23 protein-coding genes are annotated in these 25,611 nt (G+C 58.9%); 11 read left to right on the top strand and 12 right to left on the bottom strand.

Features of this window, described 5'->3' with window-relative positions; genetic code table 11:
- Positions 1 to 136: 136 nt before the first annotated feature.
- Positions 137 to 2,155: a DNA helicase Rep gene (rep, locus tag FDP08_RS15580; RefSeq protein ID WP_137437036.1), complete on the bottom strand. Its 2,019-nt coding sequence runs from the start codon at positions 2,153 to 2,155 to the stop codon at positions 137 to 139.
- 143 nt (positions 2,156 to 2,298) lie between these two features.
- Here rep and FDP08_RS15585 point away from each other — a divergent pair, with 143 nt between their 5' ends.
- The 4 genes from FDP08_RS15585 to rmf all read left to right on the top strand — a co-directional run bounded on the left by FDP08_RS15585 (position 2,299) and on the right by rmf (position 8,387).
- Positions 2,299 to 4,035, top strand: coding sequence for a putative bifunctional diguanylate cyclase/phosphodiesterase (locus FDP08_RS15585; RefSeq protein ID WP_137437037.1), 1,737 nt, complete (start codon positions 2,299 to 2,301; stop codon positions 4,033 to 4,035).
- A 47-nt stretch (positions 4,036 to 4,082) separates the two neighbouring features.
- Positions 4,083 to 6,425: a Tex family protein gene (locus tag FDP08_RS15590; RefSeq protein WP_137437038.1), complete on the top strand. Its 2,343-nt coding sequence runs from the start codon at positions 4,083 to 4,085 to the stop codon at positions 6,423 to 6,425.
- A 68-nt stretch (positions 6,426 to 6,493) separates the two neighbouring features.
- Positions 6,494 to 8,047 (top strand): glutamate--cysteine ligase, encoded by a 1,554-nt coding sequence (gene gshA, locus FDP08_RS15595; RefSeq protein WP_137437039.1) that lies wholly within the window; start codon positions 6,494 to 6,496, stop codon positions 8,045 to 8,047.
- Between the two features lie 127 nt (positions 8,048 to 8,174).
- Positions 8,175 to 8,387, top strand: coding sequence for a ribosome modulation factor (rmf, locus tag FDP08_RS15600; RefSeq protein WP_137437040.1), 213 nt, complete (start codon positions 8,175 to 8,177; stop codon positions 8,385 to 8,387).
- Between the two features lie 22 nt (positions 8,388 to 8,409).
- On the opposite strand, the gene FDP08_RS15605 is transcribed toward rmf, so the two are convergent.
- Complete coding sequence (locus FDP08_RS15605; RefSeq protein ID WP_137437041.1) at positions 8,410 to 8,859, bottom strand: flagellar basal body-associated FliL family protein; 450 nt, start codon at positions 8,857 to 8,859, stop codon at positions 8,410 to 8,412.
- A 162-nt stretch (positions 8,860 to 9,021) separates the two neighbouring features.
- Between FDP08_RS15605 and FDP08_RS15610 the strand changes: the two genes are divergently transcribed.
- Positions 9,022 to 9,528, top strand: coding sequence for a disulfide bond formation protein B (locus FDP08_RS15610; protein WP_228263327.1), 507 nt, complete (start codon positions 9,022 to 9,024; stop codon positions 9,526 to 9,528).
- Positions 9,529 to 9,620: 92 nt separating this feature from the next.
- Entirely contained in the window at positions 9,621 to 10,103 is a 483-nt protein-coding gene (gene rsd / locus FDP08_RS15615; RefSeq protein ID WP_137437043.1) for a sigma D regulator, read from the top strand.
- Between the two features lie 66 nt (positions 10,104 to 10,169).
- Here the strand turns inward: rsd and bamJ are convergent, their stop codons facing one another.
- The 3 genes from bamJ to FDP08_RS15630 form a co-directional block, all read right to left on the bottom strand.
- Positions 10,170 to 10,880 (bottom strand): BamJ family beta-barrel-assembly machinery protein, encoded by a 711-nt coding sequence (gene bamJ, locus FDP08_RS15620; protein WP_137437044.1) that lies wholly within the window; start codon positions 10,878 to 10,880, stop codon positions 10,170 to 10,172.
- Between the two features lie 111 nt (positions 10,881 to 10,991).
- Positions 10,992 to 11,378 (bottom strand): DUF4124 domain-containing protein, encoded by a 387-nt coding sequence (locus FDP08_RS15625; protein ID WP_137437045.1) that lies wholly within the window; start codon positions 11,376 to 11,378, stop codon positions 10,992 to 10,994.
- Complete coding sequence (locus tag FDP08_RS15630) at positions 11,372 to 11,905, bottom strand: TIGR02444 family protein (protein ID WP_137437046.1); 534 nt, start codon at positions 11,903 to 11,905, stop codon at positions 11,372 to 11,374. The genes FDP08_RS15625 and FDP08_RS15630 overlap by 7 nt, the downstream gene beginning before the upstream one ends.
- Before the next feature lie 48 nt (positions 11,906 to 11,953).
- On the opposite strand from FDP08_RS15630, the gene FDP08_RS15635 reads away from it, so the two are divergent.
- Positions 11,954 to 13,900 (top strand): ATP-binding cassette domain-containing protein, encoded by a 1,947-nt coding sequence (locus FDP08_RS15635; protein WP_137437047.1) that lies wholly within the window; start codon positions 11,954 to 11,956, stop codon positions 13,898 to 13,900.
- Here FDP08_RS15635 and ppx read toward each other — a convergent pair.
- Positions 13,897 to 15,408: an exopolyphosphatase gene (gene ppx, locus FDP08_RS15640; RefSeq protein WP_137437048.1), complete on the bottom strand. Its 1,512-nt coding sequence runs from the start codon at positions 15,406 to 15,408 to the stop codon at positions 13,897 to 13,899. The genes FDP08_RS15635 and ppx overlap by 4 nt on opposite strands.
- A gap of 368 nt (positions 15,409 to 15,776) precedes the next feature.
- Between ppx and trxA the strand changes: the two genes are divergently transcribed.
- Positions 15,777 to 16,103, top strand: coding sequence for a thioredoxin TrxA (trxA, locus tag FDP08_RS15645; RefSeq protein WP_007153552.1), 327 nt, complete (start codon positions 15,777 to 15,779; stop codon positions 16,101 to 16,103).
- A 76-nt stretch (positions 16,104 to 16,179) separates the two neighbouring features.
- Here the strand turns inward: trxA and FDP08_RS15650 are convergent, their stop codons facing one another.
- The 4 genes from FDP08_RS15650 to moaB are packed head-to-tail and all read right to left on the bottom strand — an operon-like array spanning position 16,180 to position 18,684.
- Positions 16,180 to 16,626: a molybdenum cofactor biosynthesis protein MoaE gene (locus FDP08_RS15650; protein WP_137437049.1), complete on the bottom strand. Its 447-nt coding sequence runs from the start codon at positions 16,624 to 16,626 to the stop codon at positions 16,180 to 16,182.
- 1 nt (position 16,627) lies between these two features.
- The gene (gene moaD / locus FDP08_RS15655) at positions 16,628 to 16,891 is read right to left on the bottom strand and encodes a molybdopterin converting factor subunit 1 (RefSeq protein WP_137437050.1); all 264 of its coding nucleotides are present in this window, start codon (positions 16,889 to 16,891) and stop codon (positions 16,628 to 16,630) included.
- 2 nt (positions 16,892 to 16,893) lie between these two features.
- Positions 16,894 to 18,108, bottom strand: coding sequence for a molybdopterin molybdotransferase MoeA (locus FDP08_RS15660; protein ID WP_137437051.1), 1,215 nt, complete (start codon positions 18,106 to 18,108; stop codon positions 16,894 to 16,896).
- A gap of 3 nt (positions 18,109 to 18,111) precedes the next feature.
- A complete protein-coding gene (gene moaB / locus FDP08_RS15665) occupies positions 18,112 to 18,684 on the bottom strand; it encodes a molybdenum cofactor biosynthesis protein B (RefSeq protein ID WP_137437052.1) in 573 nt (190 codons plus the stop codon).
- 350 nt (positions 18,685 to 19,034) lie between these two features.
- Here moaB and rho point away from each other — a divergent pair, with 350 nt between their 5' ends.
- From rho to FDP08_RS15680, 3 genes are all read left to right on the top strand, one after another.
- Positions 19,035 to 20,297: a transcription termination factor Rho gene (gene rho, locus FDP08_RS15670; RefSeq protein WP_137437053.1), complete on the top strand. Its 1,263-nt coding sequence runs from the start codon at positions 19,035 to 19,037 to the stop codon at positions 20,295 to 20,297.
- 258 nt (positions 20,298 to 20,555) lie between these two features.
- A complete protein-coding gene (ubiD, locus tag FDP08_RS15675; RefSeq protein WP_137437054.1) occupies positions 20,556 to 22,043 on the top strand; it encodes a 4-hydroxy-3-polyprenylbenzoate decarboxylase in 1,488 nt (495 codons plus the stop codon).
- A gap of 1 nt (position 22,044) precedes the next feature.
- Positions 22,045 to 23,049 (top strand): 2Fe-2S iron-sulfur cluster-binding protein, encoded by a 1,005-nt coding sequence (locus FDP08_RS15680; protein WP_170979080.1) that lies wholly within the window; start codon positions 22,045 to 22,047, stop codon positions 23,047 to 23,049.
- Positions 23,050 to 23,245: 196 nt separating this feature from the next.
- Here FDP08_RS15680 and FDP08_RS15685 read toward each other — a convergent pair whose 3' ends face one another.
- Both FDP08_RS15685 and FDP08_RS15690 read right to left on the bottom strand, forming a co-directional pair.
- On the bottom strand, positions 23,246 to 24,484 hold the full coding sequence (locus tag FDP08_RS15685; RefSeq protein ID WP_137437055.1) for a heme biosynthesis HemY N-terminal domain-containing protein: 1,239 nt from the start codon (positions 24,482 to 24,484) through the stop codon (positions 23,246 to 23,248).
- On the bottom strand, positions 24,481 to 25,611 hold the full coding sequence (locus FDP08_RS15690) for a uroporphyrinogen-III C-methyltransferase (protein ID WP_137437056.1): 1,131 nt from the start codon (positions 25,609 to 25,611) through the stop codon (positions 24,481 to 24,483). Before FDP08_RS15690 ends, FDP08_RS15685 begins: the two co-directional genes overlap by 4 nt.

The following is a 25,611-nucleotide window of genomic DNA, read 5'->3' on the forward strand; positions in this document are numbered from 1 at the left end:
GGCTTTTTTGTGCGGCTCGAGACATGTTGATCTCCCGTATTATGTTGTTGTTTTTAAAGCGGAGAGGCAGAGCCTCCTGAATCAGTAACGGGAGAGAAACAGTTGAGAGATGCGATCGCAGGGTATTAGATTATGCTCATACTCCAAGGTCACCCAGAAGGGCGCTCAGCGTGGCCTTGCCCTTCTTCTGGTTGGCTTCCACATCAAGATCACCGGTACCCTCCCAGCGCAGGTCGTCTTCCGGCAGCTCATCCAGGAAGCGGCTAGGGATGGTTTCCAGTTTTTCGCCGTATTGTTTGCGCTGGGCGGCGTAGGTGAGGGTGAGGGTTTCCCGGGCCCGGGTGATGCCTACGTACATCAGCCGCCGCTCTTCCTCGATATTGCCTTCCTCGATGCTGGAGCGGTGGGGCAGGATTTCTTCTTCCAGGCCCAGGATGAACACATGGGGAAATTCCAGGCCTTTGGAGGCATGCAGGGTCAGCAACTGAACCTTGTCGCTGTCATCTTCCTCTTCCTGCTGTTCCATCATGTCCCGCAGGATCAGCCGGCTGATGGCATCCTCGATGCCCATCTCGTCGGCTGTGCCCTTGCCATCGTCCAGCATGCGCTGGATGGATTCCACCAGGTACCAGATGTTCTCCATCCGCCGCTCTGCCTGTTTCGGTGAGCCGGAATGCAGGTGCAGCCATTCCTCGTATTCAATGTCGGTAAACAGCTGCTTGATCACCGGAATCGGGTCCTCGCCAAGCAGGCGCGCGCAGGTGTGGTCTACCCAGTGGGCAAAGCGGCGCAGGCGGTCCAGCCCCTTTTCCGTGACATGGGTTTCGGCACCCATATCGCCCAGGGCGCGGAACAGGCTGACATCGCGGGAGCGGGCGTAATGGCTGAGCTGCTCGAGGGTGCGGGGGCCGATCTCCCGGCGTGGTACGTTGACCACCCGCAGGAAGGCGGCATTGTCATCCGGGTTCACCAGCAGGCGCAGGTAAGACATGGCGTCCTTGATCTCGTTCTTGGAGAAAAACGACTGGCCGCCAGAGATGCGGTAGGGAATCTGGTAGGCCTGCAGCTTCACCTCCAGCAGGCGTGCCTGATGATTGCCCCGGTAAAGCACGGCGAAATCCCGGAAGGCCTGGCCTTTCTTGAGCTTCTGATCGAGGATTTCCGTGGCCACCCGCTCGGCTTCCGCATCTTCGTTGCGGCAACGGACGATGCGCAATTCATCCCCGATGGTGTGATCGCTCCACAGGGCTTTCTCGAACACGTGGGGATTGTTGGCGATGACCGTGTTGGCGCAACGCAGGATGCGGGCGGTGGAGCGGTAGTTCTGCTCCAGCTTGACGATCTTCAGGCTCGGGAAGTCTTCCTTCAGTTGCGCCAGGTTTTCCGGCCTGGCGCCGCGCCAGGCGTAGATGGACTGGTCGTCATCGCCTACCACGGTGAAGGCAGCGCGCTCTGCTACCAACAGCTTCACCATTTCATACTGGCACAGGTTGGTATCCTGGTATTCATCCACCAGCATGTAGCGGATCTTCCGCCGCCATTTCTGCAACACCTCCGGATTGTCGCGAAACAGCTGCACCGGCAGCAGGATAAGGTCATCGAAATCAACGGCGTTGTAGGCCTTCAGGTATTCGTTGTAATACCGGTAGATAATGGCAATGCGTTGCTCCCGCTCATCCGCGGCCCGGCTCCAGGCGTCCTGGGGGCTGCGCATGGCGTTCTTCCATGAAGAGATGGTCATCTGCACGTCGGACAGTTCATCGCCGGCATCCGCACTGGCCTCCCGCATCATCAGATCCTGCAGCAGTGCCTTGGCGTCTTCCGCGTCAAAAATGGAAAATCCGGGATGATAGCCCAGGTGCTCGTGCTCCTCCCGGATCATGTTGAGCCCCAGGTTGTGAAAGGTGGACACAATCAGCCCCCGGGTCAGCTTGCGATCCACCAGTCGCCCGACCCGCTCTTTCATTTCCCGGGCGGCCTTGTTGGTAAAGGTGACTGCGGCAATGTGTCGCCCGGGAATACCCAGGTGCTCGATCAGGTACGCAACCTTGCGGGTAATCACGCTGGTTTTGCCGCTGCCGGCACCGGCCAGTACCAACATGGGGCCATCCGCGTACCGGACGGCTTCACTCTGTCGGGGGTTGAGCATGTTCACAATATGGGCGCCAAATCGGAATTTGAGGGGTTAACTCGGGAAGCGGTTATTCTACACCAGCCGGACTTCCTGTACCTTGAGGATCTATCAGCTATTCTTGAGGAAACGGAGATGTTTGCTCACCAGCAACGGGACGCTTGTTGATGACCCTGGCAGTAAAATCGTTTAATTCCGGCCATGTGCGCCTGTTGGTACTGACACCCGAGTACTCGGATTTTTTGTGGCTGGGTGACATGCTGGCAGAGGACAGGGAATTGGAGCCTGATCTGACCTGGTGTCCGGATCTGATTGACTGCGACGACCTGATTCACAACACCCACTTTGATGTCATCCTCTGGGACTGCGTGTTTCATGGTGGTTCCGAAGATGCTTTCCTGCAATACCTGTCTGCGTCCAGTAATGAAAAGCCGGTGCTGGCCATGAGTGCGGAGCCGGCCGCAGAGCGGGCGCCAGGCCTGTATTCCAATGGTGCAGCGGATTACCTGTGTCGCCAGGGGCTCGATCGGTGGGGCCTTTGCCGGGCAGTTCGGTGCCTGTGGTACCGGGAACAGTTGGCCGAGTACTCCCATGGCCAGTTGGGCAGAGAAGTCGCCAGCGGATTTATCAATCGCGATCTGTTTTTCGACCGCCTGCAGCAGGCCTTGTTGCGGGCAGAGCGCGCCAGTCAGCGGCTCGCCCTGCTGCACATCAACCTCGACGATTTTCGCAGTTTCAATGAATCCTTCGGCTACCAGAAAAGCGACCAGATCATGCTCAAGCTGGCGGAACGCCTGCGGCTGAACCTGCGGCGCATGGATTCGTTGATGCGTATTGGTGGCGATGAGTTCGCGATCATTGTCGAGAAAGTGGAAGACTCACTGGATATCACCCAGATTATCCGCAAGATCGTGAACGCGATCGGTGAGCCACTGAGCATCGATGGCCAGAACGTGGTGGTCAGCGCCAGCCTTGGGGTTGCCACCTATCCCGAGGCCGGCGAAAGCCCGGAGAACCTGATGCGCCGGGCCAACCGCGCCATGTTCGAGGCCAAACGCGATCCCGGCACCAGCTACCGTTTTTACGATCGCCAGTTGCACATTACGGCAGGCTACCAGTTACGCCTGGAGGCGGACCTCCGCAATGCCCTGCGGGGCAACGAACTGGAAGTGTACTATCAGCCGCGGATTGACCTGGCTTCAGAGGAAGTTCGCGGTGTGGAATGCCTGTTGCGGTGGAATCACCCGGAGCGGGGGCTGGTGGGCCCGGATGAGTTTATTCCGGTGGCGGAGCGTAGCGGGTTGATCGTACCCATTGGCTACTGGGTAATCGAGCAGGCCTGCAAGCGCCTGCAGGAATCTTCCGAGCTGGGGCATCCCGGGCTGGTATTTGCCGTCAATCTCTCGTTCCGCCAGTTTCATGACCGCAAGATGACGGAAACCATTTTCCGCATTATCTTCAATGCCAATGTGGATACCAGCCTGCTGGAACTGGAACTCACTGAAAGCGCCATGATGCACGACCCGGAATACGCCCAGCGTTGCCTTCGGGAGCTCAACCAGCTGGGTATCAGCTTTGCCCTTGATGACTTCGGTACCGGTTTCTCCTCCCTCAGCAATCTCCAGCACCTGCCCATCTCTCTGGTCAAAATCGACAAGTCCTTCGTCCAGGAGCTGGGACATTCGGCGGATGCCGAACACATTATTCGCGCTATCATCAGCCTGGCCCACAGCCTGCAGATCAGTGTGGTCGCAGAGGGCGTGGAAACCGAAGGACAACTGGAATTCCTGCGTCAGCACCACTGTGATGAAATCCAGGGTTACTACTACGCCCGCCCCATGCCCTGGAATGATCTTGTTCAATTCCTGGACAACCGGAGCCGCTCTGCTTGCCTGCAGCAATAAGCCGCTGTACCTTTGCGCTTTGACTCGTAAGCATCAGATGAGGTTGCATGAACAGTATCATCAGGCGCATTGCTGACGAACTGGGTGTTCGTGAACAGCAGGTTAATGCCACCGTGGAAATGCTGGACGGTGGCGCCACCGTCCCTTTTATTGCCCGCTACCGCAAGGAAGTCACCGGTTCGCTGGACGACAGCCAGTTGCGTAATCTGGAAGAACGCCTGCGCTATCTGCGGGAACTGGATGACCGTCGCTCCACCATCCTCAACAGCATCGAGGAGCAGGGCAAGCTGACCGATGAGCTGCGTGCCAGCATCGATGCGGCGGATACCAAGAATCGCCTGGAAGACCTGTATCTACCTTACAAACCGAAGCGTCGTACCAAGGCCCAGATTGCCCGTGAGGCAGGGTTGGAGCCTCTGGCGGATGCGCTTTATGACGATCCTACCCTGGAGCCGGAGCAGACAGCGGAAGGCTACCTGAACGAAGAAGCCGGTATCACCGACGCCAAGGCCGCTCTCGATGGCGCCCGTTATATCCTCATGGAACGGTTTGCCGAGGACGCGGAGCTGCTGGGTGAGCTGCGTGATTTCATCTGGCAGCAGGGCCAGCTCAAGGTTGCCGTGGTGGCCGGCAAGGAGAACGAAGGCGCCAAGTTCCGAGACTACTTCGACCATGTCGAGCCACTGAAAAAAGTGCCTTCCCATCGTGCCCTGGCCATTCTTCGCGGCCGCAACGAAGGGGTGCTGACCTATTCCATTGTGGTGGGCGATGCCGAAGACGACCGCCGACAGCCGCATCCCGCTGAGCAGCGCATTGCCGCTCGATGGCGCGTTCGGGACAGCGGCCGCGCTGCCGACCGCTGGCTGTCGGAAGTGGTGCGCTGGACCTGGCGGGTAAAGCTGTCTACCCAGATTGAAACCGACCTGATGGCCCAGGTGCGGGAAGCGGCGGAAACCGAAGCCATCAACGTGTTTGCGGCCAATCTCAAGGACCTGTTGTTATTGGCGCCCGCCGGCCAGCGCCCGACCCTGGGGTTGGACCCTGGCCTGCGTACCGGCGTGAAAGTTGCCATCATCGACGGCACCGGCCAGGTGGTGGGGCATGGTGGCATTTTCCCCCATGCGCCCCGCAACCAGTGGGACCAGTCCATTGAGCAACTGGCCAAATGGTGTCGCGAATACCGCATTGAACTTGTTGCCATCGGCAACGGCACCGCTTCCCGTGAGACCGAAAAGCTGGTGGCGGACCTGTGTAAGCGTTACCCGGAACTGAAACTGGCGCGCATTGTGGTCAGTGAGTCCGGCGCCTCCATCTATTCCGCCTCCGAGTTTGCCTCCCGCGAGCTGCCCGATCTGGATGTGACCATCCGTGGCGCGGTGTCGATTGCCCGCCGCTTGCAGGACCCGCTGGCGGAAATGGTCAAGATCGAACCCAAGTCCATCGGTGTCGGGCAGTACCAGCACGATGTCTCACAGGTGCAGCTGGCCCGCAGCCTGGATGCCGTGGTGGAAGACTGTGTTAACGGTGTTGGCGTGGACCTGAATACGGCCTCCATTCCGCTGCTGGCACGAGTGTCGGGTCTGAATCAGAGCATTGCCCAGAACATCGTCGACTTCCGTAACCAGAATGGCGTATTCCGTGACCGCAAGCAGTTGCTTAAAGTGTCGCGGCTGGGGGACCGTACATTCGAGCAGGCGGCCGGCTTCCTGCGCATTGCCAGTGGCGACAACCCGCTGGACCGTTCGTCGGTTCACCCGGAGGCCTATGGTGTGGTTGAGGCCATTGCCCGCAAGAACAACCGCAAGGTCGAGGGCATTATTGGCGACGCTGCGTTCCTGCGTTCACTGAACCCGCAGGACTACGTCACCGAGCAGTTTGGTCTGCCCACCATAAAGGATATTATTACGGAACTGGAAAAGCCGGGTCGGGACCCGCGCCCGGAATTCCGCTTTGCCAGCTTTGAGGAAGGAGTGGAAACGCTGAACGACCTGAAACCGGGCATGGTGCTGGAAGGGTCGGTCACCAACGTTACCAATTTCGGGGCGTTCGTGGATATTGGCGTTCACCAGGACGGGTTGGTGCATATTTCCGCCCTGTCCAATACCTTTGTCAAAGACCCGAGGGAAGTGGTCAAGGCGGGGGATATCGTCAAGGTCAAAGTGATGGAAGTGGACATCCCGAGAAAGCGGATTGCGCTTTCCATGCGTATGGATGACCAGCCTGGTGAGAAAGCCGACCATCGTGCCGGCTCCGGTGGTAAGCGCAGGGATAGCAGTGGCAAGCCTTCCGCCGGGAACGAACGCCAGAAGGGCGCGGAAAGCCCGCAGAAGGGTGCCATGGCCGGAGCACTGGCACAGGCGCTGGCATCTGCCCGTAAAGACGGCCGTTAACCCGCGCCGTTACACATTATTCTGATGACGGCCGGAGATCCCGGCCGTCATCCCAGCAGGAGTCATTCATGGGTGAATCCCGCCATCAGCTTTTTCAGCAGTTCGCTGCCAGTCAGTGGACAGGGTTCCGGAAGGGCGTGGAAAAAGAGGGCCTGCGGGTCGATCGCAACGGCTTTATTGCCCAGACTCCGCACCCGCACTCCCTCGGCTCCGCGCTGACCCATCCACGGGTCACTACGGACTACTCCGAGGCCTTGCTGGAACTGATTACGCCAGTGTTCGACACCACTCGGGGCATGCTTGACTCCCTGCGGGACATACACCGGTTCGTTCAGCACAATCTGGGTGACGAGGTGTTCTGGTCCACCAGTATGCCTTGTGAGCTGGATGGCGACGCAAGTATTCCCATTGCCGAATACGGTACCTCCAACATCGGGCGCCTCAAGCACGTTTACCGTCAGGGGCTGGCGGTGCGTTATGGGCGCATGATGCAGAGCATTGCCGGCGCCCATTACAACCTGTCCCTGCCCGACAGCTTCTGGAACCTGTGGCAGCAGGCGGTTGGCAACCAGCAAAGCCTTCAGGATTTCAAATCGGACCAGTACTTCTGGCTGATTCGCAACTTCCGCCGCCGCAGCTGGCTGCTGATGTTGCTGTTCGGGGCGTCGCCGGCACTGGATGCCAGCTTTGTGAAGGGGGTGCGTCACGACCTCGCCCGTTTCCGAGACGACACCTGGTACCGCCGGAACGCCACATCCCTGCGCATGGGAGACCTGGGCTATCACAATAATGCCCAGGCCTCGCTCAATATCTGTTTCAACGAACTGAAGACCTACACGGACACCCTTTACCGGGCGATTCACACGCCGTGGCCGCCCTATGAAGAGATCGGCATCCAGCGTGATGGCGAGTTTATCCAGATCAACACCAGCGTGCTGCAGATCGAGAACGAGTACTACAGTGCCGTACGCCCCAAACGTACCACCGAGCGGGAGGAGAAGCCGATTCAGGCCCTGGAATCCCGTGGTGTTGAATACATCGAGGTGCGTTGCCTGGATCTCGACCCGTTCTCCCCGGTCGGGGTCAACGAAAGCCAGGTCGATTTCCTGGATCTGTTCCTTCTGGATTGCCTGCTGTCCGACAGCCCGCGCATTGACGATGATGAGTGTGACCGGCTGGACGACAACTATCAGGATGTGGTGGCCAGGGGCAGGGACCCGAAGCTTACCCTGTGTCGTGCCGGTGAGCCGGTCGCTGTAGGTGATGCGGCCAGGGCTTTGCTGGACCGACTGGCGCCGCTGGCGGAACAGTTGGACGTCTGGAATGGTGACGAAACCTACCGACGCGCCCTGGATGACCAGAGAGCCAAGCTGGAGGATCCGCTTCAGGTTCCCTCGGCCAGGGTGCTGGAAGCCATGGAAAGTTCCGGTATGGGTCACCGCGAGTGGGGGCTGGAGGTGTCCAGGAGCCACCAGCAAACATTGCGGGACGAAGGCCTGCCGGATGAAGTGATGGCGGCGTTCGAGAAAATGAGCGAGGAGTCTCTTTCGGAGCAGGCTGCCATGGAACAGCGTGATAACCAGCCATTTGGCGAGTTCCTGGAGCAGTACCTGCGTTCCTGAAGTGGAAGTTCCGGACCTGTCGCACAGAAATGTAACTAAAGTTTGTCAGGCTCTGCCGGCGCTGTTAATTTCTGTAAACAGAAAGCCACCGTCTGAAGGTGGCTCGGCAGGTAGACGGAGTACCGACATGGCCAGAGATATCAAGCTGGGATGGGATGTAGAGTCCCTGAACAAGGCCTATCGCCAAGGCTACATGGCGGCCTCCATGGGAATGGATCGCAACCGTTGTCCGTACCGCGGTGACGTGGTGATTGCTGCCTGGGAAGCCGGCTGGGAAGACGCCGAACAGGTGGCCAGAGAGGCGCCGCTCGCGGATGACCTGTTCTTCCGCATTGCCTGACCCTTGCCGCATTTCCCGGTAGTTACTTCTGCACCACAAACTCGGTAAATAACACGCCGGTGATGCTCTCGCCGGTTTGCTGCTCTTCCAGTACCGCATTAATTCGACTTGCAGCTTCCTCTCGAAGCGCCTGCTGTCCTTCATTTCCAGACAGCCGGTCAGTATCCGCCTGCTCTCCGAACAGCATCACCAGCTCGTGACGCAGCCTGGGCATGTGGGCTTCTACCGCCGGGCGCGTGGTTTCCCTGGAAGCCCGTATGGTGACGGCCGCCTTGAGGTAGGTCAGCTTGGTGCCCGGTTCACCCACATGGGTCACGAAGGGAGGATCCATTGCAATGTAGTCCGTTATCCCCGGCTCTTCCTCCTGCAGCTCTTCCTTTTCGGCTTCCTCGTCTTCCTGGGCATAGGTGATGGAGGCCAGGGGCAGGGTCATCAGCAGAGCCAGCAAAAGGTGCTTTGGCTTAAGTGTCATAGGCTTGAAGTTCGTATTGGTTTAAGGTTAAGTGGCTGGGCGCCTGCAGGCACCACCGATGCTGGGAGAATAGCAGGGTCGATGCAGGGTTGCAGCATCTGCTGGTCCCGCCACATCGGCGGGACGAACTGTCCGACATGAATGTTGATCAGAGGTAATCATTTGACTTCCCGAGCCGTTTTTTTCCTGATATTCCTGCTTTGTGCTGGCCTGCTTGGCGTGGCCTTCTACATGGAACATGTCATGGGGCTGGAGCCTTGTCCGTTGTGCTGGTTGCAGCGGTTCGGATTTATGGCCGCGGGCCTGGTCAGCCTGCTGGCGGCGCTGCATGGCCCCCGGGGATTCGCGATCAGAGTCTATGGTTTTTTTCTGGCGGTGAGTGCCGGGGCCGGTCTTGGGGTAGCGGGGCGTCAGCTCTGGTTGCAGAGCCTGCCTGCTGACCAGGTTCCAGCCTGCGGCCCGTCGGTGGAGTATATGCTGGACGTTCTGCCCTGGATGGAGGTGCTGACCACTGCGCTCAGGGGGACTGGCGATTGCGCCGAAGTGACCTGGCGTTTCCTCGGGCTCAGTATTCCCGGGTGGACCGCCATCTTTTTTACTCTACTGGTGATCATTGGTCTGATCATGCTGTTCCGGCCCGGGAAAAAGTCTGGCTGGATACAGGGCTGAAACGGTTGCGACGGACCGTCGGCATGGGGTAACTTGAGACTCGACACAACAAGAAGAATCAAACCAGAACCCGGTAACCGGAGATAGACCTCATGTTGGATAATTGCCGTAATGCCAGGGAGCGTTGGGGTGGCGTCAGCGAACTGATCGACCGTTGGCTGAAAGAAAGGCAGGAGTTGCTGGTGCACTATTGCGATTTATCCGGCACCGCGGATTACTCCCAGACAGACGTATTGCATGCGAAGTTCGTCAGGCTCTGCGAAGTGCTGGTGGATTACGTATCGGCAGGGCACTTCGAGATATACGATCAGTTGGTACAGGAAGCCAGGGAATTCAATGATGGCGGTCTGGAGCTGGCGGCAAGGCTGTATCCGAAGATTGAACAAACGACGGAAACGGCATTGAACTTTAATGATCGACTCAATGGCCAGTCGCTGACGGAAGCTGAGGTCCGCGAATTGTTCGAGCAGCTTTCAGAGCTGGGGGAAACCCTGGAAAGTCGCTTTGAAATGGAAGATTACCTCATTGAACACCTTCACAATGCCCACGCAGAGAAGGTCATGTCGTCTGCCTGAATGGCACGTTTGATGGCTTCCCCCGGCATCACATGGTGAAGCGGGGGAAGCGCAGGGCAGACGTGATTATTCTGGATTGATTTCCAGCAGTTCCACGTCAAACACCAGGGTCTCGTTTGGCCCGATCCTCTGGTTGCCACCGGGGCCATAGGCCAGATCCGCCGGAATATAGAGCTTGGCCCTGCTACCCTCGGACATCAGTTGCAGGCCTTCAGTCCAACCCGGAATAACCTGGTTCAGGCCGAAGGTAACCGGTTCGCCGCGCTCGCGGGAGCTGTCGAACACCTCACCTGAAATCAGTTCGCCGGTGTAGTGAACCTTGACCCGGTCATCTGCGCCTGGCTTTTCGCCGTTGCCTTCTTCCAGTATTTCGTACTGCAGGCCAGAATCGGTGGTTTCAACACCATCACGCTCTGCGTTCTCGGCCAGGAATTCTTCCCCTGCCTCACGGTTCTTTTGGGCCAGCTCTTCTGTCTTGGCTGACTCCTGCTCCTGCAGCTGGGCCTGGTAGGCCATCAGGGCCTCCTGGATTTCTTCCCGGCTCATGCGGGTCTGTTCTTCATCGCCGTCGTGGCCATGTTGAATGCCTTGCAGGAACTGATCCATCTTCAGATCTGGCAGATCGTTGCCCATCCGCTCACCCATCACCAGGCCCATGCCATAGCTGACCTTTTCATCGGTGGATTCCAGTGCGGGATTTTCCGGGGCAGCGTCCTGTTGAGAAGAGCAGCCGACCAAGGCGCCGGCAACGGCCAGCGCGATCAGGGTTTTGTTCATTGCCTGTTCCTTCATTGTGGTTACTATTGAATGATTACGAACGCAGAAAAGGTAACGGGTTCTGTCGCCAGATGCCACTGAACATGTGTTAAGGGTGGGGTAACGGCAGCGTTAACTGCCGTTGTTGGCGGTGTTCGGAGACAGTGAGAACGGCGCCCGGTAGGGCGACTGCCAGTCGGTTTCCGGGTCGGAGGCTGGTGGTCCCAGGGTTTTGTTGTCTGTCCGTTCTATGGCCAGCGCATTCCATGGGCCCTGGGCTGGCGGTTTGTCGGCGTAATGCCAGCTACCGTCGCTGTCCTGCCACTTGAAAACGATATCCGGTCCCTCAGTGGGCACGGGAGAAGGGACCAGCCCCTCGAACGAGGGAATGTCCACATTTGCTTGTGTTTCTGCAGCCTTGGATGACGTTTCCGCGGGGTCGTTAAGGCCAAAGAACATTAACGCAACAAGAACGCCCAGTGCGGGAAACGCCAGCCGGATCAGCCATTTCATCAACATGGCCCGTTATCTCCCTTTGCGAGTATCGACAGTTCTCTGGCGAGTGTGTCCAGCAGTCTGCCGGTCCCGTTATCCATGTTACCCTCCGGTGCTGCAGCAAGAAGGTTATTCCGGGCCAGACTGGCCGTGGGTTCCTCGCTGGAGCCTGTATTTGTGTCTGAAACCAGGGACTGATAAGCCAGCGCCAGCTCGACCCGCTCTGCTTCAAGTTCGCTGCGGGCTATGCATTCCCTCACCATAGCAGTGTGAGGGTTGGTTTTCGTTATGTATTTTCTCGCAGACCTGAGTGGCCCGGTAACCTGGCTTCGCCAGTCTGTTACCGAGCGACTCTCCCGGCCGGTAAATCTGTAGCCAGAGGACGCAAGCCAGATCGCGCATAGAATCCGGGTAACACTCCAGCCCCGGCTCTGCAGCTCCAGACACATTTCCTGTGCCCGGGGCGATTCCCAGAATCGGCAGGCAAAATGCCATAACGGGTTTTCCGGATCAGCATCCTCAGGTATCTTGCTCCCGCTACTACACGACATGGGGCATCTGCCGGTTCCTTATTAAACGTTCCCTGATACCATTACGTTATGCTAACGATAACCGATCTCAGTTTACAACGGGGTGGCGTCTGGTTGCTAGAAGCCGTCAACCTGACCGTTCAGCCTGGCCAACGGGTGGCGATAGTCGGTGCCAATGGTGCCGGAAAATCCAGTTTATTCCAGTTATTGCTGGGGCAGCTGTCACCGGAGCAGGGGAGTGTGTCATTGCCCGGTGGTTGCCGGATTGCCCACATGGCCCAGGAAGTGGCTGCCACGTCCCGGAGTGCCCGGGATTTCGTGCTGGATGGCGACCACGACCTTCGGCGGATGGAGGCAGAACTGGCTGCCGCGGAAGAGCGCGGGGATGATCACGCCATTGCACGTATTCATGGCGAGCTGGACGTTCACGAGGCCTGGTCCGCGCCGCGCCGGGCGGAATCCCTGCTGCGGGGGCTCGGGTTTTCCGATGCCGACGCCGACCGGCCGGTATCGTCGTTTTCCGGTGGCTGGCGGATACGTCTGAACCTGGCTCAGGCACTGATGCGCCCGTCGGATCTGTTGCTGCTGGATGAGCCCACCAACCACCTGGATCTGGATGCATGCCTGTGGCTGGAAAACTGGCTGCGGCGTTACGAGGGCACGCTGCTGTTCATCTCACACGATCGGGACTTTATGGATCGAGTGGCGACACACCTTGTGCACTTTGATCAACGGCAGCTGGAGTTATATACGGGTAATTACTCAGCCTTCGAAACCCAGCGCAGCGAACGTCTTGCCCAACAACAGGCCGGTTATGAACGCCAGCAAGCGAAGATAGCCGAGATTCAGCGCTTCATTGACCGGTTCAGAGCCCAAGCCACGAAAGCACGCCAGGCCCAGAGCCGTGTCAAAGCGCTGGAGCGTATGGAGAGAATTGCTCCCGCCCACGTGGATTCGCCATTCAGTTTCGAGTTCCCGATGGCGGACAAGGTCTCTAATCCGCTGCTGTCTATCCGCAACGGTGCCGCCGGCTACGGCGATACGGTCATTCTGGAGGGGATCAATCTCTCCCTGATGCCCGGCAGCCGAGTTGGTCTGCTGGGCCCCAACGGCGCTGGCAAGTCCACGCTGATGGATGCCCTTCGCGGTGAGAGCACGTTGCTACGGGGCGAGCGGACCACCGGGGAGCATCTGGCCATCGGCTATTTTGCCCAGCATCAGTTGGAGTCCCTTGATCTGGATGCCAGCCCCTTTCTGCACCTGCAACGGCTGTCTCCCAGAGCCTCGGAGCAAAGCATCCGCAATTTTCTGGGCGGCTTCGACTTCCACGGAGACGGTGCCCTGAGTGCCATCCGCTCGTTTTCCGGTGGGGAAAAGGCGCGGGTAGCCCTGGCCGTCATTGCCTGGCAAAAACCCAACCTGCTGTTGCTGGACGAGCCCACCAACCACCTGGACCTGGAAATGCGCCAGGCCCTGACCATGGCCCTGCAGAACTTCGACGGAGCGATTGTCGTGGTCTCCCACGATCGTCACCTGTTACGTAACACGGTGGATGATTTCTGGCTGGTGAACGATGGCCGGGTGACGGAATACGATGGCGACCTGGAAGATTACGAGCGCTGGCTGGCAGACCGGCGTAAAGATGAAGCAGAAGCGCCCAGGCGCGAGAGCGGAAGTGTTAATGCTGGTTCGGCGACAGCTGCAGACGGTCCCGGTGAGAATGCGGACGACCGCAAGGCCCGCAAACGGGCAGAAGCGGCTATTCGCCAGAAGCTCAGCCCCTATCGCAAGCAGCAGACTGCGCTGGAGAAGGAAATGGACAAGCTGCAGTCGACACTGATGACACTGGAGCGGGACCTTTCGGAGCCTGATCTCTATGCCGACCAGGGCAAACAGAAGCTGAAAGAATTGCTGGGTCAGCAGGCCGCCGCCAAGAGCCGTCTTGTCCAGGTAGAGGCAGAGTGGCTTGATATCAGCGAGACGGTGGAAAACCTGGAGGCAGAGCTGACGCCCTAGAAATTCACCTTCAGGCTGAAATCCTGTTTGGCGAGGTAGTCCCGTTCATTCTCGAGGTCGGCGAGGGTAAGAGGGCGGTCATCCAGCCAGCCGGACGGGAATTCCACCGCGAGACCGTTGTTGGAAGGATACAGGCTCAGTTCCGGTGGCTGCTCGTGATTGCGCGGATGTTGCAGCAGTACGGCCAGCCGAACCAATACACACAGGTAACGCAAGCGGGGAATGTCCTCAGGGTCCAGGCCCTCAAAAATGGCGGAAGAGAACTTGCGCCGATGGCCACGAACCAGGGTTGCCAGGTCACGCTGGAATTGCTGGCTGAAACCGGGAAGATCCGAGTAGCGCAGCAGATAGGCGCCATGCTTATGGTACTGGCTGTGCGATATGGTCAGGCCGATTTCATGCAGTCGGCAGGCCCAGCGCAATACCTCCTCGTCTGCCGGGGTATTCAGCCCCCAGGTATCTGCCACCTGCCGCCAGGCCGCGATAGCGGTCTCCTCGACGGCGCCACCGTGCTCCTGATCCACGTGGTAACGCTCCTGCAGAGCCTGTATGGTCCGCACCCGCACGTCTTCATGCTGAATCCTGCCGGCAATATCGTAGAGCAGACCCTCGCGCAGCGCGCCATCGGCGAAAGTCAGTTCCTTGATCTGCAACGACTGGAAGGCCCCCATCAGAATCGCGAACCCCGCCGGAAAAATGCTCTGGCGGTCAGTGCGTACACCCAGGTCGCCAAGTTTCTCCACCTTGCCCATGTCCACCAGGCGTTTTCTGAGCTCGGTCATGGCTTCGAGGGTGATGGTGCCGTCGGTAATCTTGAGGCTGGCCAGCACGCTGGCAATGGCCTTGATCGAACCGGATGACCCTACGGCACTCTGCCATCCCTTGTTGCGGAAGTGCTGGCGGATATTCAGCAACTCCTGCTCTGCGTGGGTGACAGCTTTGTCCATCTGCTTGCGGGTCACCTTGCCATCGGGGAAGTACCGGTTGCGGAACGACACGCAGCCCATGTGCAGGCTTTCCAGATCCTGGGGCTCGAAGCGCTCACCAATGATGAACTCGGTGCTGCCGCCACCAATATCAATCACCAGGCGCCGGCCACTGTCATCCGACAGGGTGTGGGACACCCCCAGATAGATCAGGCGAGCCTCTTCGCGGCCGGCGATGATTTCCACCGGATAGCCCAGTACCTCCTCCGCCCGGGCCATGAACTCCTGGGTATTACGGGCAACCCGCAGGGCATTGGTGCCCACTACCTGAACCGCTTCCGGTGGCATGCCCTGCAGCCGTTGAGCAAACCGGCTAAGGCAGGCCAGGGCCCGTTGTTGGGCGTCTTCGGTAAGGCGGTTGTACCTGTCCAGGCCGGCTCCAAGCTGAACCTTCTCTCCCATCTTCTCAAGGGTGCGGATTTCACCGTGAACAAGACGGGCAACCACCATGTGGAAACTGTTGGAGCCCATATCAATTGCCGCGAGCAGTTCTGGCGGGGTGGCGGAGGAGTTGGCCGTCACGTGTATTGGATTCCTTCTGCCAGGCCCTGAAATAGAGGGAAGGGAACTTGATAAGCCGTACGCGGGAAAGCCCGAAAACGGTTGTGTAATGACCGGTTCAAATGCGATAGCAGGCGGAAACCGCCGAGTCTGGTGATTACTATAAGCGATATACCGTGTAACGCAATGGTGCGCTGGTGGTCAGTGTAATCCGAAGTACCCGGACAGAAGGAAGCGCTTCACATAAGCGGGACCAATCGCGTAAAGTATTGCATACCATGATCACGGTGAGCGGTTATCAATAGCCAATGGCAGGACCGCCAGCCACAGTCAATAGCATCTCTCAGTCGGCTAGCGCCGTTGAAAGATGCACGAATCAGGAAACTGAAATGAGCGGAAATATTGTAAACGTAACAGACGCCTCCTTTGAGCAGGACGTACTGCAGTCAGACGTACCGGTACTGGTCGACTACTGGGCAGAATGGTGCGGCCCGTGCAAGATGATTGCACCGGTGCTGGAAGAAATGGCCGAAGAGTACGAAGGCAAGCTGAAAGTCTGCAAACTGAACATCGACGAAAACGAGCAGACACCGCCCAAGTTCAACATCCGCGGTATTCCCACACTGATGCTGTTCAAGAACGGCAATGTGGACGCCACCAAAGTGGGCGCCCTCTCCAAGTCACAACTGGCCGCGTTCCTGGACAGCAATCTCTGATAGCTGCCAACGGCCAAAACCGCCCCTGAGCAAACGTTCACGGGCGGTTTTTTTTTGCTATAAACCAGCCCGAAGACTATTCCCAACTCTGAGTACGGTCCAGGTCAGCAGTCTTCTGCTCAACCCAGTGCTCGCTATCGCCGGTAATCTCCTTCTTCCAGAACGGCGCCGACGTTTTCAAAGCGTCCATAATAAACTCACAGGCCGCAAACGCATCCCCGCGGTGGGCACTGCACACCCCCACAAACACAATCTGCTCACCCAGCGCCAGATACCCCACCCGGTGAATAACCCGGGCCTCACGCACATCCCAGCGCTCCGAAGCCTCACGAATCAGTCCCTCGATAACCTGCTCTGTCATCCCCGGATAATGCTCCAGAAACAGCCCCGTCACACCCTTCAGGTCGCCACTGTCACGAACCAGCCCGGTAAACGTCGCAATGGCTCCGGTCCCGGAACCGCTGTCCCGGAGTGCACGATATTCTTCCGCAGGATCAAAATCCTGTTGCTGGACCCGAATCACATCAGCCTCCTGTCACCGGCGGGAAAAACGCCACCTCATCGCCAGGCTGCAACACCTTGTCCGGCTTTGTCATCACCTGATTGACCGCAATCATCACCGGTTGCGCGCCATCCAGCTGAGTCCAGTTCCCACCCCTTGCGGCAAGGCTGTGCAACAATCTGCCTGCTGTCAGCCCGGATTCTGCCTCTACCGAAAGCGACGCGGTCTCCAGCTCTTCGCGCAGGCGGGCAAAAAACTTCACAGTAATGGTATTGTCCGCAGTCATGATTATTCCAGCAGCTCCGCAAACGAGTAGTAGCTGATAATATCTCCCTGGCCGATGGTCTGGTTCTCCGGCACCACGGCCAGCCCGTCAGCCCAGCACGCCGAACTCAGCACACCAGAACTCTGATTAGGGTAGGCCATTATCACCGGGCCGTCATCGCCGAGGCTTTTGCGGGCGCGGACATACTCCCGGCGAATAGAAGGCTTCTCGATCGAAAACCCGGCCGGCATCCGTTCGCCATGAATGGTAACGCCTTCCCGGCCCTGACAGGCGCGAATAAACGGCATGCCCACCACCATAAAGGTGACCAGCACCGCCGCAGGATTGCCGGGCAGGCCCAGAACCGGGGTACCGTCCATTGCGCCGAACGCCAGCGGCTTACCGGGTTTGCTGGCCATGCGCCACAGGGACAGATCGCCGGACTCCTCCAGCACTGCCCGTACATGGTCTTCTTCGCCCACCGAAACGCCGCCGGTGGTGATGATCAGGTCGGACTCTGCGGCCGCTCTTTTAAGCGTGCTGCCGGTCGCCTCCCGGGTGTCTGCCAGGGTTTCACACAGCGATACATCGCAGCCAGCCTTCGCCAGCAGCCCCAGCAGGGTAAACTGGTTGGAATTATAGATCTGACCGGGCGCCAGAGGTTGCCCGGGGGCTACCAGCTCATCACCGGTGTTAAGGATGGCGACTTTCAGTTTCGCGTACACGGTAACTTCGGCCACGCCCATGGATCCCAGCAGACCCATCTCCTGGGGGCGGATCCTGGTGCCTTTGGCCAGTGCCAGCTCACCCCGGGACAGGTCCTGCCCCTGGCGGCGGATATTCTGGCCTTCGCTTACCGTTGCGTTGATGGTGATGCCACCATCGGTCACGGTGACCCGCTCCTGCATGACCACCGAGTCTGCGCCTTCAGGGATCTCCGAGCCGGTAAAAATCCGCACCGCGGTGCCGGGCTGAAGCGATCCGGGTGCCTGGCCGGCGGCTACTCGCCCGGAAACCTGCAACACGGCTTCGCTGGAAAGGTCCCCGGCTCGTACGGCGTAACCATCCACCGCGCTGTTGTCAGCAGGCGGTACATCCGCCGGAACCGTGTAATCCCGGGCCAGAACCCGGTCCAGGCTCTCTGCCAGGGCTACGGTTTGCGTCTGTGCGACCGGGTGGGCGCGGGCGAGGAGATGGTCAATGGCATCGTCAACGGGAATCAGGTCAGAACTTGCCATGGATTATCGCTCCGAGCGCTCGCCAATGACCTGGTTGATGCGGTCGAAAGGCTTGTCCGGCTTACCGAGGGCGAGGGCCGAGAAATTACAGGGGCCATGGCGGCTGTCCAGTTGTGTGTTCAGAATGCCGTTCCAGCCGGTACGGCAGGCGCCGGTAGAGCCGGGCAGGCAGAAAATCACGGTGTGATTGGCCAGTCCGCCAAAAGCGCGGGACTGAATGGTGGACGTGCCGATCTCGCTGGCGGACAGGCGGCGGAATTCCTCGCCAAACCCTTCAATGGTCTTGTCCAGCAATGGCATGACGGCTTCGGGAGTGCTGTCGCGCTCGTGGAATCCGGTGCCGCCGGTGATGATCGCCACATTGATTTCCGGGTCTGCAATCCAGCCTGACATCAGTGCCCGCACCAGGTACACATCGTCTGGCAGGATGCGTCGGGCAACCAGCCTGTGGCCTGCTTCAATGATGCTGTTTTCCAGGAACTGCCCCGAAGAGTCTTCTGCGATGCCACGGCTGTCAGACACGGTCAGCAAGGCGATGTTCAGAGGTTTCAGGTCGCTGGTGGTATCACTGCTCATGGAGTTTCTCCGAAAAATGTGAAGTCATTCTGACAGTATCCTCATCGGGGGTAATGAATGGAAGGGGAGTAACTCTTCAGGGGGAGGGGTGCCGGTGCCTGGAAAACCGGAAATCGGTTCAAAAGTGTGCAACATCACTTGACATTGGTACGCAAGGTGGCTGATGATCCTTCTTGCCCGGCGAACGGTTGTTCTTCCTGTCTCTGGCTTCAGTACTACTCCGGACTCCATCTACACCGGTTGCTCCATCTGGCCAGCACCTAGACCAACGTATACCTGACCAATCTGTTCACGGGCGTCCCTGTCATTCCAATGTTCGTTTACTTCCATTCCTGACAATCTAATAACCTATGAATCTTACTGAACTCAAGCAGAATTCCATGCCCGAATTGCTCGATATTGCGCAAGAGATGGGCCTCGATAACCTGGCTCGTTCGCGCAAGCAGGATGTCATCTTCACAATCCTGAAGAAGCACGCAAAAAGCGGCGAAGACATTTACGGCGATGGCGTACTGGAAATACTGCAGGACGGTTTCGGCTTTCTGCGATCCGCCGACGCTTCCTACCTTGCCGGCCCGGACGATATCTACGTTTCACCCAGCCAGATCCGCCGCTTCAACCTGCGGACAGGCGATACCGTTGCCGGCAAGATCCGCCCGCCGAAAGACGGCGAGCGCTACTTTGCCCTGTTGAAGGTCAGCGAGATTAACTTTGACAAGCCGGACAACGCCCGTAACAAGATCCTGTTCGAGAACCTGACACCGCTGTTCCCGGACGAGCGCCTGATGCTCGAAGCCGGTAATGGCAGCACGGAGGATCTCTCCTCCCGCGTGCTGGATCTGGTGGCGCCCATCGGCAAGGGCCAGCGTGGCCTGATCGTTTCGCCGCCCAAGGCCGGTAAAACGTTGCTGATGCAGAGCATTGCCCAGTCCATCACCCGCAACAGTCCCGAGTGCCATGTGATGGTGCTGCTGATTGACGAGCGGCCGGAGGAAGTGACCGAGATGCAGCGCACCGTGCGCGGCGAAGTCATCGCCTCCACCTTTGATGAGCCCCCGGCCCGTCACGTTCAGGTTGCCGAGATGGTGATCGAGAAGGCCAAGCGCCTGGTCGAGCACAAGAAAGATGTGGTTATCCTGCTGGACTCCATCACCCGTTTGGCTCGCGCCTACAACACGGTGATTCCGTCCTCCGGCAAGGTACTGACCGGTGGTGTCGACGCCCACGCCCTGGAAAAGCCCAAGCGTTTCTTCGGTGCTGCCCGGAACGTGGAAGAGGGCGGAAGCCTGACCATCCTGGCGACGGCGCTGGTAAACACCGGGTCCAAAATGGACGAGGTGATTTACGAGGAGTTCAAGGGAACTGGCAACATGGAAATCCATCTGGATCGCAAGATTGCCGAGAAGCGCACGTATCCGGCCATCAACATCCGCAGTTCCGGTACCCGCCGCGAAGATCTGCTGATGAGTGAAGCGGATATCCAGCGAGTCTGGATTCTGCGCAAGCTGTTGCACTCCATGGACGACGACACTGCGGCCATCGAGTTCCTGCTGGACAAGCTCAAGGAAACCAAGACCAACGCTGAGTTCTTTGACTCGATGAAGCGTCGGTAAGTGCTGGTTCTGGCCCCTCTGCGCACTGACCTGGGGGGCTTGCAACGCCGGGGATCTTCTCCCCGGACACGCCGTGAACCCATCCATGGGGGCTCGGCATTGCCATCCCTGGCAATGCACGGTCCGGGGAGAAGATCCCCGGCGTTGCCGATCCGGCTCTTTGCGCGCCCGTACTGATTACCCCGCCCTGTTCCTGCACCCAAGCCGAACCAAAACCACAGAATTCGCGTACAATGCCGGAATCAACCGGAGCAGCCGATGAAATACAACGACCTGAGAGACTTCATAGGCCAGCTTGAGAAGCTGGGTGAGCTGAAACGAATTTCAGTGGAAGTTGATCCCCACCTGGAAATGACAGAAATCTGCGACCGCACGCTGCGGGCAGGTGGCCCTGCGTTGTTGTTCGAGAATCCCAAAGGTTATGACATGCCCGTGCTCGCCAATCTGTTTGGCACGCCTAAGCGCGTGGCCATGGGTATGGGGCAGGATGACGTCACTGCGCTGCGGGAGATCGGCAAGCTGTTGGCTTTTCTGAAAGAACCCGATCCCCCCAAAGGCTTCAAAGACGCCATCGAAAAGCTGCCGCTGTTCCGGCAGGTGATGCGGATGAGCCCCAAGGTGCTTCGCTCCGCGCCCTGTCAGGACGTGGTGATCGAAAAAGATCAGGTGGACCTGTATCAGATACCGGTTCAGCACTGCTGGCCGGGCGACGCCGGGCCGTTGGTGACCTGGCCGCTGGTGATTACCCGCGGGCCGAACAAGGAGCGCCAGAACCTGGGCATCTACCGGCAGCAGGTAATCGGTCGTAACCGGCTGATCATGCGCTGGCTCAGCCACCGCGGGGGCGCGCTTGATTTCCAGGAGTTCCAGAAGGCCAATCCGGGCAAACCCTATCCGGTGGCAGTTGCCCTGGGGGCAGACCCGGCGACCATTCTGGGGGCTGTAACACCGGTGCCTGATAGCCTCTCCGAATACGCCTTTGCCGGCCTGCTGCGAGGCGGTCGTACCGAACTGGTGCAGTGTGGTCTCAGCGATCTGCAGGTGCCGGCCAGTGCCGAGATTGTGTTGGAAGGTTTTATCTACCCGGACGATATGGCGCCTGAAGGGCCGTTCGGGGACCACACCGGCTACTACAACGAAGTGGATCAGTTCCCGGTATTCACGGTCGAGCGGATGACTCACCGCAAAGACCCGATTTACCACAGTACCTACACGGGTCGGCCGCCCGATGAGCCGGCGATTCTCGGGGTGGCGCTGAACGAGGTGTTTATCCCCATCCTGCAGAAGCAGTTCCCCGAGATCGTGGATTTCTATCTGCCGCCTGAGGGCTGCTCCTACCGTCTTGCAGTAGTGACCATGAAGAAGCAGTACCCCGGCCATGCCAAGCGGGTGATGATGGGTGTATGGTCTTTCCTGCGGCAGTTCATGTACACCAAGTTCGTGATTGTTACCGACGATGACGTGAACGCGAGGGACTGGAAGGATGTGATCTGGGCGATGACGACCCGGATGGATCCGGCCCGGGATACGATGCTGGTGGAGAATACTCCCATCGACTACCTGGATTTCGCCTCGCCGGTGTCCGGGCTGGGGTCGAAAATGGGGATGGACGCCACCAGCAAGTGGCCGGGAGAAACCGACCGGGAGTGGGGCACGCCCATTACCATGTCCGATGACGTGAAAAAGCGTGTCGATGACATCTGGGACAGCCTGGGGATTGAAGTTTCATCCGACCGCCCCGACTGATATGGCCAGCGAAGTGTTTCGTATTCACCTCTCGCCAGCGCAATTATCGTTTACAGCAGTGGCTGACGAGACGCTGCTTGCCGCCGCTGGCCGGGCAGGCATCGCGGTTCCCGCTGCCTGTCGCAACGGGGTGTGTGAACTCTGCGAGGCTCGCCTGATCGGCGGCGAGGCCCTGAACACCCGTAATCAACATACAATTCCGGTCGCCGGGCGCCTGATGATGTGCCGTACCCTCGCGCTCAGTGACCTAGAACTGGAGATAGACGCCGTTATGGCAGCCGGAGACAACCAGCCCCGCAAGTTCCAGGCAAAGGTGATGGACGTCCGTTCCATCAATCACGATGTATACCGTGTGGAACTGCAACTGCCCCGTCGCCGGGAATTGTCGTTCCATGCCGGCCAGTACCTCTCGGTAAACCTGCCCGACACTGACCCCTGCTACTTCTCCATTGCCAGTAGCCCATCGGCAGAGTTGGTTGAGCTCCATATCCAGGCCACCCCGGAATGGGTCTCTGCGCAGAAAGTGATTGATGCGCTTACCTCCGGAGGAGAGGTTACCGTTGAGCTGCCACATGGCCGCGCCTGCATTGCGTCAGCTCCGGAAAAGCCACTGCTGCTGGTCGCAGCCGGAACCGGCTTCGCCCAGATTAAGAGCCTGGTGGATTACCTGCGGGAAACGTCGTACGACAAGCCGGTAAGGTTCTACTGGGGCGTTCGCCGCCACGAAGATATGTATCTTCGATCCCTCGCCCAGCGATGGCAGGAAGAATGGCCACCGTTTACCTTCCTGCCGGTGGTCGGGGATGACGAAGATAACGAGTGGGGCGGACACCATGATCAACTGGTGCGCACGGTATTGGCTTCAGGCCTGGACTGGAACAACGTGGAAGTCCACGCCAGCGGCTCACCGACGATGGTTTATACATTGATGGATGCACTGGTAGAGGCGGGGCTGCCGCAGAAGGCGTTTTTCTCTGATGTGCTGGAGTACGCGCCTCGAGATTAGCTGGGTGCGTGCCTGATACCACAGGTAGCCTGCGGGTTAGGGTGGCTGGTCCCGAGGTGACACCGCCGTTATCGGGTTTTGCAACGAACCCACGTAGGTCGGATTAGCGAAGCGTAATCCGACAAATGGCGGCAATATCCGAATATGGTGTCGGATTACGCTTCGCTAATCCGACCTACGGATGTTCCCGGTGACTTCAGGCCTTGGGCATCGGCAAATCCGGCAACCCACTGTCTTTCACCAACCCCTGCATCAACAGCTTCACACTGTTCTCACCCTCGCCCATATGGGCATTCAGGCGACTCAGTTCGGCCATGGTTTCGCGACTGCGGCGCAAACGAAGGCTGGTTTCGAAGTACTCCCGGGCCTTACCCCAGAGTTCATTGCGCAGGCTCAGACGACCAAGTGCCAGCAACAGTTCCGCATTATTGGGGCGGTCTTTCAGCCATTGTTCGGCAATCAACAACTGCTCGTCCGGCTTCAGACCCTTCACCCGTCCATACAGATTGATCAGATCGTCACCCCAGTGATTGCGCAACACTTTCCGCAACAGAGTTTCGGCCTGGGCTTCGTCCCCCAGTTGCGCCAGAAGGCGGGCGTACTCACGGATGGTGTGTTCGTCACGGCGCAGGAAGCCAGGCAGTTCATCCCACAGCCGGGTCAGCGGCTCCAGGGATGCGGAAGGCTCGCCTGACTGGCGCCGGCATTCCTCGGCGGCACGTTGCAGCAGGTTGTGCCAGACCATTCGCTCCAGGTCGCCCAGTTCTTCGCTCTCCATCAGGTTGCGCTTGCGGATTTCCGGCAGCAGGCGGGAGAGTTCGCGCCAGTCTTCCAGGCGTAGATAGGTGTTCTTGAGCAGTTTGAGCACGAAGGGGTGATGGGGAGCCTGCTTGCGCAGCCTTAACAGTGTTGCCAGGGCCTGCTCCAGGCGGTTCCCAGCCAGTTGCAGCTGGGCCTGGGTGATGCCCACGGCCATGTCAGACCCGGGGGTGCTTTCAAAGGCTTTACGCAGCAGTTCGTCAACGGCTTCGTGATCGCCGGACTCAAACGCGGCCTGGGCGGCGGCCAGATAATTGATGAGCGGCGTATCGGCGTGCTCCGCCGATGAGGTGAGCAGCTTGCGCGCACGGGGCCAGTTGCCTTCCGCCAGGGCCAGCAGGCCCTGGGTGGTGCGGCGACGTGCGCGGCGTTCGTTGCTGCGCGCCAGCCAGCCCGCAACCATGCCGGTGCCATGGCGCAGGCGGCGAAACAGGTTGATGGTCATCACCGAGCCTACAACCAGCACTACCAGTAACGCCAGACCGATCCAGAAGTTGGTTTCAACCAGGTAGTTGCCCAGACTGATGCGAATATAGCCGAGGTCGTACTGCAGCCCCATGGCAAGGGCGGTGCCGAGCAACAGGGCTATCAGGATGATCAGCAGAATGCGGATCATGAGGCATCTCCCTGTTCACCGTCGTTGCTGTCTTCCGGGTTGTCGCCATTGCCATTGTCCAGTCGCCCGGCCAGGCGTGCCTTGAGCAATTCCAGGGAATTGCTGATGTCGGGCAGTTCCGGATCTACATTCTTTTCAGACAGTTCCTCCAGGGTACGGGAGAGGGCAATAATGCGGTTATTGCTGCTGTCGTACCAGTCGTTGATGGCCCTGCTGGCCTTGGTAAGGGAGCGGGAGTAAAGCTCCTGGTTGCCACGAAGCACCGCCAACTCTGCTTCTTCCAGCATCAACTGGAGGTTGAGCCGGGCGTAGGCGCTCTGTTCAGGAGAAAGCAGGGGCTTCACCGGCTCGTCGAGCCTGCGCACAACCACCACCTGTGACAGGGTGTCCTTCACTTTGTCCCAGCCTTCAAGTATAAGGCCCTGAAATGAGTCCGGGGTGGCAGTGGAGTCGCCATTGGCTTCTGTCACGAAACCGGGGGCCCGGTCATTGACCAGGGCACTGTCCGTGAGTCCATGAATGCTGTCGATTGCGGCCTCCAGCCTCAGGTAGAGACCGGTGCGGTCTACGTCGGCCAGGCCCTTGAGAGAAAGAATTTCTTTTGCCAGCTGCTGGCGCACCGTATAGACACCGATGTCATCGGATTCCGCCAGTACTTCATCTGCGGACTCCAGCGCCGCCAGTGCGCCACGGATATCCTTTTCAATCATCAGGCGCTGGTTGCCGACCCGCAGCAGGTATTCGGCTTCCGCCAGCAGCCAGTCGGTGCGGGTGCGGTTACCGGCTTCCAGCAGTTCGCGGGCATTATGGTCGATCTGGCGTTGCTGGGTGGCGATGAGTTCGCGCTGTTCTGCCAGTTTTTCTTCCAGCGCCTGCAGGCGCTGGCTCTGTTCACTACCGGTCTGGCCGTACATGCGGTCCAGTTGCTCGGTGTCGCTTTCCAGGCTGGCAATGGATTGCTGCAGTGCCTGGTAATTATTCCACTGCTGCCAGCTCCACAGCGCCAGCGCTATCGCCAGGGCAAGCGCCAGCAGGGTGATGATCCAGAGAGGCCACAGCCGTTGCCGGGTTTGCTGGGGCTTTGCAATCGGGGCGGGCAGTTGTGCTTTTGATTCTGTCACGGGCAT

Source organism: Marinobacter panjinensis (assembly GCF_005298175.1).
Lineage (GTDB): Bacteria > Pseudomonadota > Gammaproteobacteria > Pseudomonadales > Oleiphilaceae > Marinobacter > Marinobacter panjinensis.